This window comes from Bacillus sp. z60-11, from assembly GCF_046464135.1.
In the GTDB taxonomy this organism is placed as follows: domain Bacteria; phylum Bacillota; class Bacilli; order Bacillales; family Bacillaceae; genus Bacillus; species Bacillus sonorensis_A.
In genome coordinates, this window is the sequence record NZ_JBIYSN010000001.1 from 1,112,088 (window position 1) to 1,126,752 (window position 14,665).

The window sequence follows — 14,665 nt, forward strand, 5'->3', positions numbered from 1 at the left end:
CGCACGCAGAAAATACCAATTACAATTTGAAATATTCGGATGCCATTTCCCTTAATTTGAATTTTTGCACCTTTCCTGACGCCGTCATTGGAAAGTCATCTACAAAAGCGATATAACGCGGAATTTTATAGCGCGCAATTTTCCCTTGGCAATACGCCTTGAGCTCATCTGCTGTTAAAGATTCTCCGCTTTTCAGCTTGACCCAGGCCGATACCTCTTCGCCGTAGGTCTCACTGGGGACGCCGACGACCTGTACATCCAAAATGCCGGGGTGCTGATACAAAAATTCTTCAATTTCCCGCGGATAAATGTTTTCTCCGCCTCTGATCACCATGTCCTTGAGTCTCCCGGTAATCCGGCAGTAGCCGTCTTCGTCCATGACGGCCAAATCGCCTGTATGCAGAAAACCGTCTACATCAATGACCGCCTTTGTTGCCTCCGGATTTTGATAATAGCCTTTCATGACATGATAGCCGCGTGTGCAAAGCTCGCCTTGTCTGCCTCTTTCCACTTCCCGGTTTGTACCGGGCTCGGTGATTTTCACTTCAATATTCGGAAGGGCGCGTCCGACGGTTTCAACCCTTCTTCTCAAGGAATCATTGACCCTTGTCTGGGTGATCACCGGTGAAGCCTCGGTCTGTCCGTAGGCGATCGTAATTTCTGTGATTCCCATTTTTTCAATAACCGCTTTCATCACCTCAATCGGACAGTTTGATCCAGCCATGATGCCCGTTCTTAAAGAAGACAGGTTGTAGGATTGGAAATGTTCATCATTCAATTCAGCGATAAACATGGTGGGCACTCCGTGAAGTGCGGTGCATTTTTCTTGTTCAACAGCCTGAAGGACCTTGGCCGGGCTGAATTCCTGGATCGGAACCATTGTCGCGCCGGCGGTGACGCACGCCAGGTTTCCTAGTACACATCCAAAGCAGTGAAAAAATGGTACGGGAATACACATGCGGTCTTCGGCCGTTAAATTCATACATTCGGCAATATTGGCTGCATTGTTGATGAGGTTGTAGTGCGTGAGCATGACGCCTTTTGGGAATCCTGTTGTGCCTGATGTATACTGCATATTGATCACATCATGTTCATCCAGGCTCTCCATTCTTTCATCAAGTTCTTTTTCACTCACAGAGCCGGCCTGAGCCAAAAGATCCTCCCAGGTGAACATGCCGGGGTGCCGGCTTGTTCCAAGTACAATGATATTTTTTAAGAAAGGCAGTCTGTCAGAAGTCAAACTGCCGGGTTCGGCATCTTTTAATTCAGGGAGCAAGTCATATAAGATATCAATATAGGAAGTGCCCTTGTAAGACTCCATTAAAATGAGAGTCGATGAATCCGATTGCGCCAAAGCAAATTCGAGCTCTGAAGACTGGTAGTTTGTATTGATTGTGACGAGCACGGCGCCGGTTTTTGCGGCTGCAAACTGCGCTGTAAGCCATTCCGGTGTATTGGAAGCCCAGATGGCTACGTGTTCCCCCTTTTGAATACCGAGTTTCATCAATCCTTTTGCCGCTTTTCTGCATAGCTGATCAAATTGCCGATACGAATAACGGAGGCCGCGGTCGCAATAGATGACGGCTTCGTGATCAGGCGCGCTTTTTGCCGTTTGCTCCAACAGTTTTCCAATCGTCACATGGACTGGCTCTGCCAATCGTTGGTCTCCCCTTTCTTGGTAAGCGTTTTCATTTTAGCGCCTGTTTTCCCATGCCAAGCTGTCTGGCGATGACGAGCCGCTGAATCTCTGACGTACCTTCACCGATTTCCATCAGCTTCGCATCGCGGAGCATCCGTTCAACTCCATACTCTCTCATATACCCGTATCCTCCGTGAATTTGAATCGCCTGGTTGCATGATCTGACGGCCATTTCCGAAGCAAACAGCTTGGCGAATGCGGCTTCCTTTGTAAACGGCTGGGCTTGATCTTTCAGCCAGGCAGCTTTCAAGACCATATTGCGGGCCAGTTCAATTTCCAGCGCCATATCAGCCAGTTTGAATTGAGTCACTTGAAAAGATGAAAGCGGCCGGCCAAATTGCCTCCGCTCGTTGGCATAGGCCAATGAAGCGTCAAAGGCGCCTTGAGCAATTCCAACGGCTAGCGCAGCAATCGAAATCCGGCCGCCGTCTAATGTGTTGAGAAATTGTTTGAACCCTTTTTCAGGGCTGCCCAAAAGGTTTGTTTTCGGTACGCGGACGTTGTCCAATATCACCTGTGATGTATTGGAGCCGCGGACACCCATTTTGTCATACTCGCTTTTAATGGTGAGCCCTTCTGCATCGGTCGGAACAATGATCGCCGATATAATATTTTTTCCGCTGCTGTCTTTTCCGGTGACAGCGGTGACAATGATGGTGCGGGCGTAGCCGGCATTTGTAATCCAGCATTTTTCCCCGTTGATGACATAAAAATCCCCGTCCGTCAGGGCCTTTGTTTGAGTTCCTCCTGCGTCAGAACCCGCATTGGGTTCAGTTAATCCGAATGCGCCAAGCGCTTCCCCTGTCGCGAGGGGAACAAGATGTTCCTTTTTTTGTTCTTCTGTGCCGAAATAATAAATCGGGGAGGCGCCGAGCGATACGGCAGCGGCGTAGCTCAGTCCCGTGCTGCCACAGGCTCTGCCGACTTCTTCAACAGCAAGCGCATAAGAAATCGTATCACCGCCCGAGCCGCCGTAGTTTTCAGGAAAGGGAATGCCTAAAAGCCCAAGCTTCCCCATTTTTTTGAATGTGTCAATTGGAAATTCGCCCGTTTTGTCAACATGTTCTGCGTACGGAGCAATCTCGTGCTTTGCAAAGTCCCTGGCAAGTTCGCGTATCATCTGCTGTTCTCTTGTCAGTTCAAAATCCACTGGATGACCCCCTTTTTTGTGGTGATATGGATCGTCAATGTTGAAGCAGAAAAACTTTCTAACATTATATTAAAAAAATCCGCCCTTCATGCTATGAGGATGGATGGCGTTTGAAGTATGAAAAAAACCTGCCGATTCCGGCAGGTTTCAGCGTGACGACAAACCCTCGCATTCATTGTCAGGCCTGCTAAATCAGTGCTCACGAATCCATCGGTTAAGTCCATGGACGTGCTGTCCAAACACCGACATCATCACATTCTGTGAAAAGTCGCTCCGATGCTCGGCTTTCCTAGACTGCAAGGGTTAGGTTGAAAAAATCCTAAAACTTTAAACCGTTTTAGGATTTTTTCAGTCGTTTTATATTCTGATGTGGCCGTCGCCTTTCATGATAAATTTGCAAGTGGTCAGTTCTTTCAGTCCCATCGGTCCGCGCGCATGAAGCTTTTGCGTAGAAATGCCGATTTCCGCTCCGAAGCCGAGCGCCCCTCCGTCTGTAAATCTGGTGGAGGCGTTATGGTAAAGGGCCGCTGCGTCAACAGTGTTGAGAAAGGCTTCGGCCGTTTCCGGATTCTCCGTAACAATTGCTTCCGAGTGCTTCGTTCCGTATGTTTCGATATGGTCGCAGGCTTCTTCAACACTGCTAACGACTTTAACAGCGATGTCAAGACTTAAATATTCATTCCGCCAGTCGGATTCATCCGCTGGTTTCGCACCGGGAATGTGCCGGAGCGCCTTTTCGTCTCCATGGACTTGAATGTCATGGGCATCTAACGCGGTCTTGAGCGCCTCGCTGTTTTCTTGAAGCCATTGTTCGTGGACAAGCAATGTCTCAAGCGCGTTGCAGACAGCAGGGCGATCCGTTTTTGCATTGATCATAATGCGGAGCGCTTTTTTCGTATCGGCGTCCTTGTCGATATACAGATGGCAGTTGCCGACACCGGTTTCCAATACAGGGACGGTCGCATTTTCTACGACCTCTTGAATAAGAGCGCCCCCTCCCCGAGGAATTAATACATCGATATGTTCTTTCATCTTAAACAGCTCTTTTGTGGCGCTGCGGTCTGTGCTCTCGATAAATTGAACGGCATCCTGCGGAATGGCTGTGTCCGCCAATGCGTCGTGCATGCAAGAGACGATCGCTTTATTGGAGTGTATCGCCGATGATCCGCCTTTTAAAACAACGGCATTTCCGGATTTAAGAGCAAGTCCGGCTGCATCGACTGTCACATTCGGCCTCGCTTCATAAATCATGCCGATGACGCCGAGCGGAACGCGGACTTTCTCTGCTTTTAACCCGTTGTCGAGCGTCCAGCTTGATAGCGTTTCACCGACCGGATCTTCCAGGCGGGCGACATCTTTAAGACCTTTCGCGAAATCGAGCACCCTGTCTTCATTAAGGGAGAGGCGGTCAATGTATGCCGCCTCATAGCCTTTGCTGCGTCCGGCCTCTATATCCTTTTCATTTTCATCGAGAATATATTGCATGTTTGTCACTAAATGCTCCGCCAATGTGAAGAGCGCTTCGTTCTTTTCTTTTTCCGTTGTCAGCCTTAATTGTTTTGCCGCCTTTTTTGCTTTTATCGCTTTTTCCTCAATACGTGCCGGGATGCTCTCTCTGGTCGCTGTCATATCAATTCCTCCTTCTGATTCATTTTTTAAAGCGGGACGGATAGCTCTAAATGACAGACAAACGCTTCTCTGTCAACGACAGCCTGTGAGGAAGCCGGTGTTTCCTGATTCGCATCCTTCTTCCATTTACGAAGCTGTGATGAAGAAAAGTTGACGACACCGAGGCCGATTTCTTCACCTTCCTGGTCAAGGATTCGAACGACGGATCCGTTGCTGAAGCGTCCGTTGATTTCGTAAATACTAGAAGGATACAGGCTTTTTTTACGGTCGATAATAAACTCTTTGCTTTCATTGCTGACGATGATGTCCCCTTCCGGTCCAGAGTTGAAAGCTATCCATTGTTTTTTATGATTGAGGGTCTGTGAATCTTCGTTCGGTTCAAAATACGTTCCCCTCGCAGTCCCATTGATGGCTTCCTGCAAAATATCGGGGTTGTCGGCCCGGCCTAAAAACCCTTTGATGCCTGAAGCCATTGTAATTTTAAAGGCGTCAAGCTTAGACTTCATACCGCCTGTGCCGACATCGCTTCCGGCATCCCCTGCTGAGGCTTCAATTTCCGGTGTGATTTCATTCACTTCTGTCACGAGTCTGGCGTCCGGATCATGTTTCGGGTTGGCGTCGTACAGGCCGTCAATATCAGAGAGAATGGTCAAAAGATCGGCGTCAACGAGCCCCGCCACTTTTGCCGACAGTGTATCATTGTCACCGAATTTGAGCCGGTTGACAGTGACGGTGTCGTTTTCATTGATGATCGGGATGATTCCCCGTTCCAGCAGGACGTTCATCGTGTTTCTGACATTGTTGTACCGTTTTTCATCTGAAAAATCGCTTCTTGTGATCAAAATTTGTGAGCCAATGTAGCCGTGTGATAAAAAAAGCTTGGAATACGACTCGATCAATAATCCTTGACCGACTGAAGCAGATGCCTGTTTTTCCGGCAACGTATCCGGCCGGCTGATGAAGCCGAGCTTTCGGTATCCCGCCGCAACAGCGCCTGATGAGACGAGGAGAACCTCATGCCCTTCATCTTTGAGGCGGACGATCTGCTCAACCAGCTTTTCGAGCTTTTTGCTGCTGATTTCTCCGTGAAGACTTGTTAGCGAGCTGCTTCCTACTTTGACAACTACCCTCTTTTGATTAGAGGTCATTTTATCACTCCTGTGGTATTTTTCCTTATGTTTAGACGTTTTATCTTGCTGCGACTAATTGTTTGAGTTCCTGACTGATGGTTTTTGACCGTTTTGCGGCATGTTTGACCGCCTGCTCGATCGCTTCCCCTCCGCCGTTTTCTTCCAAAGCTTTTAAGCCGGCGGCAGTCGTTCCGTTAGGAGAGGTGATGTTGTCTTTGAGAACAGCTGTGTCTTCAGGGCTTTCCAATAGCATTCTGGCGGCGCCCATGAGTGTCTGTGCACCGATTTCCCTCGTTAATTTTTGGCTTAGTCCGGCTTCGGCTCCCGCTTTTTCAATGTGCTCCATTAAAAAGTAAAAGTATGCAGGTCCGCTTCCGGCAATTCCTGTGAAAATGTCCATTTTGCTTTCTTCGATCGTGTAGACTTCCCCCATGCACCGCAGCAGTTGTTTTGCGGTTTTGAAGTGATCGGATTCGACGCTCTTTCCTTCAGACATCGCGGTCGCTGAAGCTCCGATCGCACTCGAAGTGTTAGGCATGATTCTGATGACGGGCTGTTTGTCGTGCAGCGCGTTTTCGATAAAAGAGATTGATATGCCAGCAAGAACTGACAGTATGAGTTGATGAGGTTTGATATGCGGTTTTAAGGATACAAGAGCAGCTTCAGCGTCTTTTGGTTTCATCGCCAGGATGAAGCAATCGATTTTCTGATAGTCGAGGTCTTCCTTTCTGACACCTTGTATCCCGTATTTTTGTTGGAGTTCTTCTAAACGCTTGTGGTTCGCGCGGTTTGTTACATAGATTTGATTGGCGGGCAGTTTTTTAGACTGGACGATGCCTGAAATCATCCCTTCTGCCATGGAACCTGCCCCGATAAAAGCTACGTTTTTTTGATTAAAGATCTTTAACATCTCCCTTTGTTCGCATTTCTGTTCGTATTTTTTTGAACACGGTTAGTATATTAACACTTTAGATATTTATGTCAAGTTTGCGTGTTTTGACTGGACGGTGTCGAGCCTGTGAAAAATGGAGATTTTTGCAGAAAATTTACATAATAAAGGGAAAGTCAATGAGCTGACAAAAGGGGATTTGATTTTGCTGTGTATCTTTTGTCGTTGTGATCCGTTTGAAGGGAAGAATTGCCCTTCTTTCCGCCTGGTATAAAAGTACGAATTCCAAATCATCAATAGCGGTCAAAAAAGGCGAGGACCCGAATCTTGTCGAGCCCTCGTTTTCATCGTCAATATTTGGTGATATAAAGCTGTCCTTCATCACCCCGCCATTCCGCGTACAGAACCTCAGTGTATTGTTTGATGTTTTGGCTTAATAATTGATTTTGCAGCCAAAGTTCATCGAATCCGGCTTCATGGAGGTTATCCTTTTCCAGCTGTCCGTCAAGGATTAATGGGAAAGGAAGCTGAACCTGTTTATTGGGAATGTTTAAATCCTGGTTTGTCGGCGTTCCGTATTGGTGTTTGGGAAGAACGCTGAGCGTGCCGTCTGTTTCCAATATCGCATAATCGACTTCGTTTAAGGAAAAACAGCCTTTTTCACGCGCTAACGTTTGCAGCTGGTTTAAATCAAGCTTGTTTTTTTTCAGTGTGTTGTAGTCGATTTTCCCTTTATTAATGACAAGGCTTGGCCTTCCTTCCAGAAACCCTCTGATGCCTTGAACTTTTTGTGATAAAATTTCGATTGAATAAATGAGAATGCCCCAAACGATGATGGCAAAAAGGATTTTCCAGATGGTAACGTCCTCATCAAAAATTGCGTTTCCGACCATTTCCCCCAAAATTAAAGCGGAAATAAAGTCAAACGGAGTGATTTGTGCGAATTGGGTTTTCCCTAATATTTTCGTCATGAGAAATAATGCTGCAAATCCGATCAACAGTTCAATTGTCAAGTGTAAATACTCCATCAAGGTTCCCTCCCGAGGCTCTCTCTTCATTGTTAACATTCGGGATGCACTTTAAACCAGCGGAATTTTTTTCAGGAAGGCGATAAAAGAAAAAGGCCGATCTGCTGTATGTTCACCAGACAAGCCTTTCATTTTAAATGCTTAAATCCATTCTTTTTCTTGCAAATAAGCGATGACCATATCTGCTGCTTCATCCGCTCCGCAGCGATTTGTATCGATGATCAGCTCCGGATCTGCGGGAGATTCATAAGGGGCGTCGATCCCGGTGAAATCCCGGATCTCCCCCTTCCTTGCTTTTCGATAAAGCCCTTTTGGATCACGCTGTTCACAAATAGAAATCGGACAGCTGATATAAATTTCGATAAATTCGCTTTCAGGAAAAAGCTTTCTGATTTGGTCGCGGTCTTTGCGATACGGAGAGACGAATGCCGTGAGGACGATTTGGCCGCTGTCAACGAAAAGTTTTGCCACCTCACCGATTCTTCTTAAATTTTCAGTCCGATCTTCCTTGCTGAACCCCAGACCTTTGTTCAAACCGTGCCGGACATTATCTCCATCCAGCACATAGCTCCTGATGTTTCTTTGATGGAGCCTTTTGTCGACTTTGTTGGCAAGCGTCGATTTTCCCGAACCGGGCAGCCCTGTGAACCAAAGCACACCGCTTTTATGCTGATTGAGGCGCTGCCTGTCGGCTTTGGTGACAGACGGCTGATGCCAGACGATATTTTGCGTCATATATTCGGGCTCACCTCTTTTTCAGTTTGTTTGGACATACCCCTGATTAATATTTCACTGACTTCAGGACGGGTAAATTCCTGCGGAGGTTTTTGGCCGCTTCTCAACATTTCCCTTACCTTTGTGCCTGATAAGTGGACATGATCTTCCTTGTCGTGCGGACATGTTTTGAGAGAGCCCATGTTTCCGCATGTTTTGCAATAAAAACAATGCTCGAAAAACAGCGGCGTAATACCGATTTCATCCTCAGTAAATCGGCTGAAAATATGCTGTGCGTCATAGGTGCCGTAGAAGCTGCCGACCCCAGCATGATCGCGGCCTACAATGAAGTGTGTGCATCCGTAGTTTTTGCGGACGAGCGCATGAAAAATCGCCTCTCTGGGCCCCGCATAGCGCATCGCTGCCGGAAATACGGCTAAACAGACGCGCTCCTTCGGATAATAGCTTTTTAAAAGAGCCTGATAGCTTTCCATTCTGACATCAGCCGGAATGTCATCAGACTTTGTCTCGCCGACGAGCGGATGCAGGAGCAGGCCGTCAACGATTTCCAAAGCCGATTTTTGAATGTATTCATGTGCGCGGTGCACCGGATTCCGCGTCTGAAAACCGACAACCGTTTTCCAGCCGCGCTTTTGAAAGTGCTCCCTTGTCTCTTTCGGATCAAGATAAAAGCTTCCGAATGTTTGGCGCTCAGGGCGGCGGATCATCTTGACCGGACCGGCCATATAGACGTTCGGCCGCTGAAACAATTTTTTTACGCCCGGATGACGAAGATCGGCCGTTCCGTAAACATGGACGGCTTCCTTCAGTTTATCGGCGAAAAACAGATCGGTAACCGTCAACACACCGTAGACCGTCTTGTCTTTGACCAGTTTGACAGAATCGCCGATATTGATGCGGCTGAGCGTATCTTTTGCGACAGGAAGCGTGATCGGAATGCTCCAAGGGAGCCCGTTTGCTAGGCGCATCTCCTCAACGACGGACTGATAATCCCGTTCGTTTAAAAAACCGGTTAACGGGCTGTATCCGCCGGTTGCAATCAGCTCCAAATCGCTCAGCGCCATATCATCCAGTTCGACTTCGTGCCGGGCTGTATCCGCGAGATGCACACCGTCAAACCTGTCAACTAAAATCCCTCCATGCGGCTGGTTCCCTTTCATGATTTCTCCCTCCAACGATCGATTTAAAATGGTCCCTTTTTTGATCACCCTTGCGCTTTGATTTGCCGGCCTGTTTCATCAGGCTGACAGAGCCGAGGGTTGCCAGAAATACACACAAGACAACAGCAACTGAGTACAAATCAAATTCAAGAAAGGTCTTGACGAGACTATAGGATATAACAAGAGAAAAAACAGGAGAAACAACCCACACTTTCATAAGTTTCACAATGACGCTTTTGCGGAAGATCGCTTTCCCCTTTTCAGACAATCCGATACCGATAATGCTGCATGTCGTGATCTGTGTTTGCGGAATGGGAATACCGAGGAGTGATGCACCGATGACCAATGAAGCCCCAAGCCCTGAAACGGCCGATCCTTGAAGCAGGGACAATTCTGTAATTTTTTTGCCGTTAGTTTCAATGACTCTGCTTCCAAGGCAAATCGCCCCCATTGCCACAAACAGGCCGCCTAAAAACGTGCCGCTTTCAACCGATAACAGCCCGGCTCCGACCAGTGGGCCGACTGAATTGGCGACATTGTTCATGCCTGCGGAAAACGCCTCTAAAAACCCAGTTAAAATCACGAGCACGACAAGAATGCGCGACCATTTTTTCCGCCTCAGCCGTTTCAGCTTTTGTTCCCCCCTTTTCATCACCAGTCCAATGATGAAAGCGAGAAAAAAAGCAGCGATCGGAACGAGCAGCCAATACATCACAATCAATAGCAATTGATCTGTAAAAACGGCATGAAAGGCGATACCGACACCGACGATCGATCCGACCGTGACTTCGCTTGTCGACAGCGGAATCCCCGTCATATTTGCGATAAAAAGTGAAATCGCCGATGCTCCGAGGATGATTACGACGATATTCACATTGAGAATGGACGAAGGGATAATCCCTGAACCGATTGTTTTGACGACTTCCCCGCCCCCTATCATGGCCCCGAGAAACACGCCGATGCCGCTGATCCATAAAGCAATCCGCCTTTTTTTGACAGCCCCTGAGCCGTAGGCGATGCCCATTGCCGCCGCAGCCCCGCTTGCTCCGATGTTCATGGCAAAAAATAAAGCGATGATAAATGCTAAAACTGTAATTGTCATCTTTCTACCCAGCTCCTACCGGAATTGATGAAGCCCGCATTCCGTTTTTTCGCGATGGGCCCACCTTCCCGCTCTTAAATTGCCGCCGTCTGTCACAGGAAGCGTGCACATCTCACAGCCGATGCTCGGATATTGCTGATCGTGCAGCTTGTGATATGTCAGCTGATGCAGCCTGATGTAGTTCCAGACATCATCCCACGTCCAATGAATCAGCGGACAGATTTTGACCAGTTTAAATTGATCGTCCTTATTCATAAACCGGACATGCCTTCTCGTTTCCGACTGCTCCCGCCTTAGTCCGGTAATCCATGCTTCAATGCCTGAAAGGTGTTCTCTGAGCGGCTCGATTTTGCGGAGGCTGCAGCAAAGATCGGGATGATGCCTCCAAAGCTCGCTTCCGAACCTCTCTTCCTGTTCTTTTAACGAGAGCTTAGGTTTCAGGAAACGTATCGAAAGATCGGGATATGTTTTCCGGATGTCCTCGATGAGGTCGTAAGTCTCCTGAAAGTGCAGCCCCGTATCCAGAAAAACGATGTCAGCATCTTTTTTGATCTTCGAAATCAAATCGATTAATACGATTCCCTCGGCCCCGAAGCTGCAGGCATAAACGATTTTGTCGTAAGTCCTGTAGGCCCATTTCAAAACATCCATTTCACAGCTGAAATGATCCATGACTTTTTTTGCATCATGTTCGTTCCATGTGTTATATGTTAAACACTCGTTCATCTATTTTTCCCCCACTTTTAATACAACGTATTTTACTAGCTATACCCTCCCAACAAGACAAAATGAACTGACAGAACATATAGGCAGATTATTCACTTGTAGAGCAAATGTGATCTGGAAAAAACTTTTATGCGCCCACTTTCTAAAAATATTTAAAAAAGCCGGTCTGGTGCGGTCGCATTCTAAGATGAAAAACATTCAGAGGATCCATCATGACGTATGTGTGCATGCAAAATTGAAGGGAATTCCCAAAATACGGGATTATCATAGCATACCGGTCATAAGCGAAACAATCCAATAAATTTATGTATATCATTTACATGTTTGACAATGAATTCAATATTATTCTGAGATATTAAGAGGATGGAATTTTGCCCGATGATTCTTATATATTGGCTGTTTTCATTTTTCATCCAGAATCGCTAGCAGTCTATTTAATATATTGAAATAATCTTGAATGTGAAAAATCGGTGAAATTTTTGTCGCGTTCGCAAAACTGTCACCAATCCCTTTTTGCCGTATTCACGAATGATCCCCCCTTTGAGTGGAACCTTATAAAAGGACGGCGAATATACTTAATTTGACTTCACAATATGGATGAATACCCATACGTAAAGGCTTGTCAGCAGCTGCTTTTGAAATCCGGGTTTTTGCTGATTCAACCATGCTGTCCGCTAAAGGAGGTGAACAGGTTGACTCCTGGCTCAGGAGATCGCAGGAGAAAACGCAGAACAGATGTATCTTTTAGAACGGCAGCGACATGATGGTAAAAAGGCATTTTTCCAAGGTGTGAAAGATACAGTTAAAGATTGTGAGGGGTCATCATGATTTCATCTGAACTGAAACTGCCTGAGAGGCATTTTAAACCGAGAACAAAAGGGATCACCATCCTCATTGACAACGGAGTTCCTTTAAATTTTTTTAAGGACACGGTAAATGGAGCAGCCGATTATATAGATTTTGTGAAATTTGGCTGGGGTACGTCATTAATCACAAAATATTTGGAGGAAAAAATCGATTGCCTCAAGCAAAATGATGTCCAATTCTTTTTTGGCGGGACATTGTTCGAGAAGTTTTTATGCCAGGATAAAATCGAAGACTACTATCGCTATTGCAAAACATACGGGTGTCAGTATGTGGAAATCTCAAATGGGACGATCCGCCTGTCCAACAAAGAGAAAGCGAGCTTTATCTCCGACTTTGCCAAGGAGTTTCATGTGTTCAGCGAGGTCGGCTCCAAAGACAGTGCGATCAGCAACGAGCAAGAGTCCTCGGAATGGATTGACTACATTCTCGAAGATCTTGAAGCCGGGGCGGAAAAAGTCATCACGGAAACGAGAGAAGGCGGAACAAGCGGACTGTGCAAAAGCGACGGGGAAATGCGCTCACAGCTGATTGAGGAAATCCTCCGGTCGGGGATCAAGCCGGACGATTTAATATTTGAAGCGCCGAATAAAAAGATGCAAACGTGTTTTATTGAAAAAATCGGACCTGATGTCAATATGGCCAACATTCCGTTTCAAGACGCGATCCCGCTGGAAACTTTGAGGCTTGGTCTTCGCTCAGATACATTTTATTTGTTTGAATAGGGTTCGCTAAACAAGCGGACCTATTTTTTGTTGCGATAGCCATATAGGGGCATCAACAACGGGCGCAAGCGAATTTGGTAAATAGCATCGATGATCTTGGTTGAAATCCATTGGCAGACCAACGCCTGGATGACGATGCCCCAAGCGATAACGGAAGCCGTGAAGAGAAAAATAAAAGCGTTCATGAAAAATAAAGTCGTACCGGGCTTTCCTCCCCTGTAAATTGAAATCATCAAGGCTAAGGCACCGAATCCCCCGTTGGAAATATTGTATTTATATAATAATCCGACGCCTGCACCCAAAAGGACGGCACCGTAAAATAAGTCAAGCCAAATGTTGTTTGTCGTCATGACAGGCATCATTGTTTCGAAAATCTGCACGGATACGGACGTCATCGTGATGGCTCCCATCGTTCCGATGACCGTAACCGGCTCAAGCCACCTGACAGCCGTCAGAAGCAGGGAAATGTTGACGGCCCAGACGGTTAACCCGTGTGGAACCTGGAACCAAAAGTTAAGGAGCACGGCAATCCCGGCCGCCCCTCCGGATGGAATGTGGTTTGGAAATAAAAAGAGCGCCATACCGAGTCCCTGCAAAACGCTTCCTAAACAACAGGCATATACAATTTTCAATTTTCTTCCCATATGGATGAAATCCCCTTTAAATGAACTTGTCCTCTGTTTACTATATGAAAGGGGAAAAGAAAAATATTCCGCATCAGCCATAGTTTGTCCCGTCCCACAGGTACGCTTTGATCAGGTCTGTATCGACTTCGATCTTATCAGGCACCTGTAGATATCCGTCCTTTAGTTGAATATCGACGATCTTTGTGAACGGATTTTCCATGACGTCCCATTCGAGCGGTTCAATATCTTCTCCATCCATTTTTGACCAAGGGGACAGACAGGCTTGCCCGAAAGCGGCATACAATCTTGACAGCGCACCATCAAAGCTGTGCGGGGAAACCCGCCTTCCAAAATGCCGGGCGAGCTTAAGCGCGCTCTGAAAGTCGTCTGTTCCATATCCGTGAACATAGTCGGGCTGTATGATATCGACGGCATGTTCAAGAAGGAGGGGCAGAAACTGTTTGGCCCCTTTCATGTTTTCTCCCCCTGCAATCGGAAAAGCAGAACTCAAGCGAAGCATGCGATATTCAGCAAGGTCATCAAACGGCATAGGCTCTTCAAACCAAAGCAGATTGCGCCATGCTGCAAGCCGGTGCTCCCACCTGCGGGCGGCCGCCAAGTCATAGCTCTGGTTGGCATCGATGATAAAGCGGATCGTTTCCTCCGACAGCTCTTGAAAGGCATCGAGATGTGCCGCATCTTCAGAAAACGATCTTCCTCCCACCTTCAACTTGACGGTGTCAAACCCTTCCTGGACTTTTTTCTCAACGGACTGAAGCGAATGGCTGATCCAGTCTGGCCTGTCCGAATACGATTGAAACGACGCATAGACCGGTATGCGCTCTCTCAACTTTCCTCCCCATATATCACATATGGATAGTCCGGCTTTTTTTGCCGTAATTTCTGTTAACGCCATGCTGACGGCGGCAGCTGCCCGCTGATGCCACTTTCTAATGACAGCGGTTATCTTCAAGCGGTCCGTCGCCTGTTTTCCAATTAAATAAGGAATGATCCGTTTCTTAAAGCCCGCATCCACCAGCGGCAGAAAGTCAACACACTCCCCCCACCCCGTCAGTCCTGATGCGGTTGTCACGCGAAGCAAATAGCATGTTCTGTAATGTTTGTAGCCATTGGCATCCCCATAAGGTTCAGAAAGCCGATAAAAAAGCGGGAATGTATCTACCCTTTCAATGCGCATGTTT

At 47.0% G+C, this 14,665-nt stretch carries 13 protein-coding genes; 1 reads left to right on the forward strand and 12 read right to left on the reverse strand.

Annotation, left to right across the window (positions count from 1 at the left end; translation table 11 throughout):
* Positions 1-19 precede the first annotated feature (19 nt).
* From ACINLD_RS05815 to ACINLD_RS05860, 10 genes are all read right to left on the reverse strand, one after another.
* Complete coding sequence (locus ACINLD_RS05815; RefSeq protein WP_026587350.1) at positions 20-1,657, reverse strand: AMP-binding protein; 1,638 nt, start codon at positions 1,655-1,657, stop codon at positions 20-22.
* Positions 1,658-1,688: 31 nt separating this feature from the next.
* Positions 1,689-2,849 (reverse strand): acyl-CoA dehydrogenase family protein, encoded by a 1,161-nt coding sequence (locus ACINLD_RS05820; protein WP_026587351.1) that lies wholly within the window; start codon positions 2,847-2,849, stop codon positions 1,689-1,691.
* A gap of 357 nt (positions 2,850-3,206) precedes the next feature.
* Positions 3,207-4,478 (reverse strand): glutamate-5-semialdehyde dehydrogenase, encoded by a 1,272-nt coding sequence (locus tag ACINLD_RS05825; RefSeq protein ID WP_026587352.1) that lies wholly within the window; start codon positions 4,476-4,478, stop codon positions 3,207-3,209.
* Positions 4,479-4,504: 26 nt separating this feature from the next.
* Positions 4,505-5,626 (reverse strand): glutamate 5-kinase, encoded by a 1,122-nt coding sequence (gene proB / locus ACINLD_RS05830; protein WP_026587353.1) that lies wholly within the window; start codon positions 5,624-5,626, stop codon positions 4,505-4,507.
* A gap of 40 nt (positions 5,627-5,666) precedes the next feature.
* Positions 5,667-6,518, reverse strand: coding sequence for a pyrroline-5-carboxylate reductase (proC, locus tag ACINLD_RS05835; protein ID WP_077736668.1), 852 nt, complete (start codon positions 6,516-6,518; stop codon positions 5,667-5,669).
* Between the two features lie 329 nt (positions 6,519-6,847).
* The gene (locus tag ACINLD_RS05840; RefSeq protein WP_026587356.1) at positions 6,848-7,525 is read right to left on the reverse strand and encodes a DUF421 domain-containing protein; all 678 of its coding nucleotides are present in this window, start codon (positions 7,523-7,525) and stop codon (positions 6,848-6,850) included.
* A gap of 141 nt (positions 7,526-7,666) precedes the next feature.
* Positions 7,667-8,260: an adenylyl-sulfate kinase gene (gene cysC, locus ACINLD_RS05845; RefSeq protein ID WP_077736667.1), complete on the reverse strand. Its 594-nt coding sequence runs from the start codon at positions 8,258-8,260 to the stop codon at positions 7,667-7,669.
* A complete protein-coding gene (gene sat, locus ACINLD_RS05850; RefSeq protein WP_026587358.1) occupies positions 8,257-9,420 on the reverse strand; it encodes a sulfate adenylyltransferase in 1,164 nt (387 codons plus the stop codon). The genes cysC and sat overlap by 4 nt, the downstream gene beginning before the upstream one ends.
* Positions 9,383-10,522, reverse strand: a complete 1,140-nt coding sequence (locus ACINLD_RS05855; protein WP_026587359.1) for an inorganic phosphate transporter — start codon at positions 10,520-10,522, stop codon at positions 9,383-9,385. Before ACINLD_RS05855 ends, sat begins: the two co-directional genes overlap by 38 nt.
* 15 nt (positions 10,523-10,537) lie before the next feature.
* The gene (locus ACINLD_RS05860) at positions 10,538-11,248 is read right to left on the reverse strand and encodes a phosphoadenylyl-sulfate reductase (RefSeq protein ID WP_077736666.1); all 711 of its coding nucleotides are present in this window, start codon (positions 11,246-11,248) and stop codon (positions 10,538-10,540) included.
* Between the two features lie 824 nt (positions 11,249-12,072).
* Here ACINLD_RS05860 and ACINLD_RS05865 point away from each other — a divergent pair.
* The gene (locus tag ACINLD_RS05865; RefSeq protein WP_026587361.1) at positions 12,073-12,837 is read left to right on the forward strand and encodes a phosphosulfolactate synthase; all 765 of its coding nucleotides are present in this window, start codon (positions 12,073-12,075) and stop codon (positions 12,835-12,837) included.
* A 20-nt stretch (positions 12,838-12,857) separates the two neighbouring features.
* Here the strand turns inward: ACINLD_RS05865 and ACINLD_RS05870 are convergent, their stop codons facing one another.
* Together ACINLD_RS05870 and ACINLD_RS05875 are read right to left on the reverse strand one after the other, a co-directional pair.
* Entirely contained in the window at positions 12,858-13,481 is a 624-nt protein-coding gene (locus ACINLD_RS05870; RefSeq protein ID WP_026587362.1) for a YitT family protein, read from the reverse strand.
* 73 nt (positions 13,482-13,554) lie between these two features.
* Entirely contained in the window at positions 13,555-14,661 is a 1,107-nt protein-coding gene (locus ACINLD_RS05875) for a mandelate racemase/muconate lactonizing enzyme family protein (RefSeq protein ID WP_077737221.1), read from the reverse strand.
* Positions 14,662-14,665 lie beyond the last annotated feature (4 nt).

Excerpts from the sequence above, each read along its gene's own strand:
- ACINLD_RS05860 (WP_077736666.1), bottom strand. The coding sequence starts at position 11,248 with ATGAACGAGTGTTTAACATATAACACATGGAACGAACATGATGCAAAA.
- cysC (WP_077736667.1), bottom strand. The coding sequence starts at position 8,260 with ATGACGCAAAATATCGTCTGGCATCAGCCGTCTGTCACCAAAGCCGAC.
- ACINLD_RS05865 (WP_026587361.1), top strand. The coding sequence starts at position 12,073 with ATGATTTCATCTGAACTGAAACTGCCTGAGAGGCATTTTAAACCGAGA.
- ACINLD_RS05875 (WP_077737221.1), bottom strand. The coding sequence starts at position 14,661 with ATGCGCATTGAAAGGGTAGATACATTCCCGCTTTTTTATCGGCTTTCT.
- ACINLD_RS05840 (WP_026587356.1), bottom strand. The coding sequence starts at position 7,525 with ATGGAGTATTTACACTTGACAATTGAACTGTTGATCGGATTTGCAGCA.
- ACINLD_RS05855 (WP_026587359.1), bottom strand. The coding sequence starts at position 10,522 with ATGACAATTACAGTTTTAGCATTTATCATCGCTTTATTTTTTGCCATG.
- ACINLD_RS05870 (WP_026587362.1), bottom strand. The coding sequence starts at position 13,481 with ATGGGAAGAAAATTGAAAATTGTATATGCCTGTTGTTTAGGAAGCGTT.
- ACINLD_RS05825 (WP_026587352.1), bottom strand. The coding sequence starts at position 4,478 with ATGACAGCGACCAGAGAGAGCATCCCGGCACGTATTGAGGAAAAAGCG.
- proB (WP_026587353.1), bottom strand. The coding sequence starts at position 5,626 with ATGACCTCTAATCAAAAGAGGGTAGTTGTCAAAGTAGGAAGCAGCTCG.
- proC (WP_077736668.1), bottom strand. The coding sequence starts at position 6,518 with ATGTTAAAGATCTTTAATCAAAAAAACGTAGCTTTTATCGGGGCAGGT.
- sat (WP_026587358.1), bottom strand. The coding sequence starts at position 9,420 with ATGAAAGGGAACCAGCCGCATGGAGGGATTTTAGTTGACAGGTTTGAC.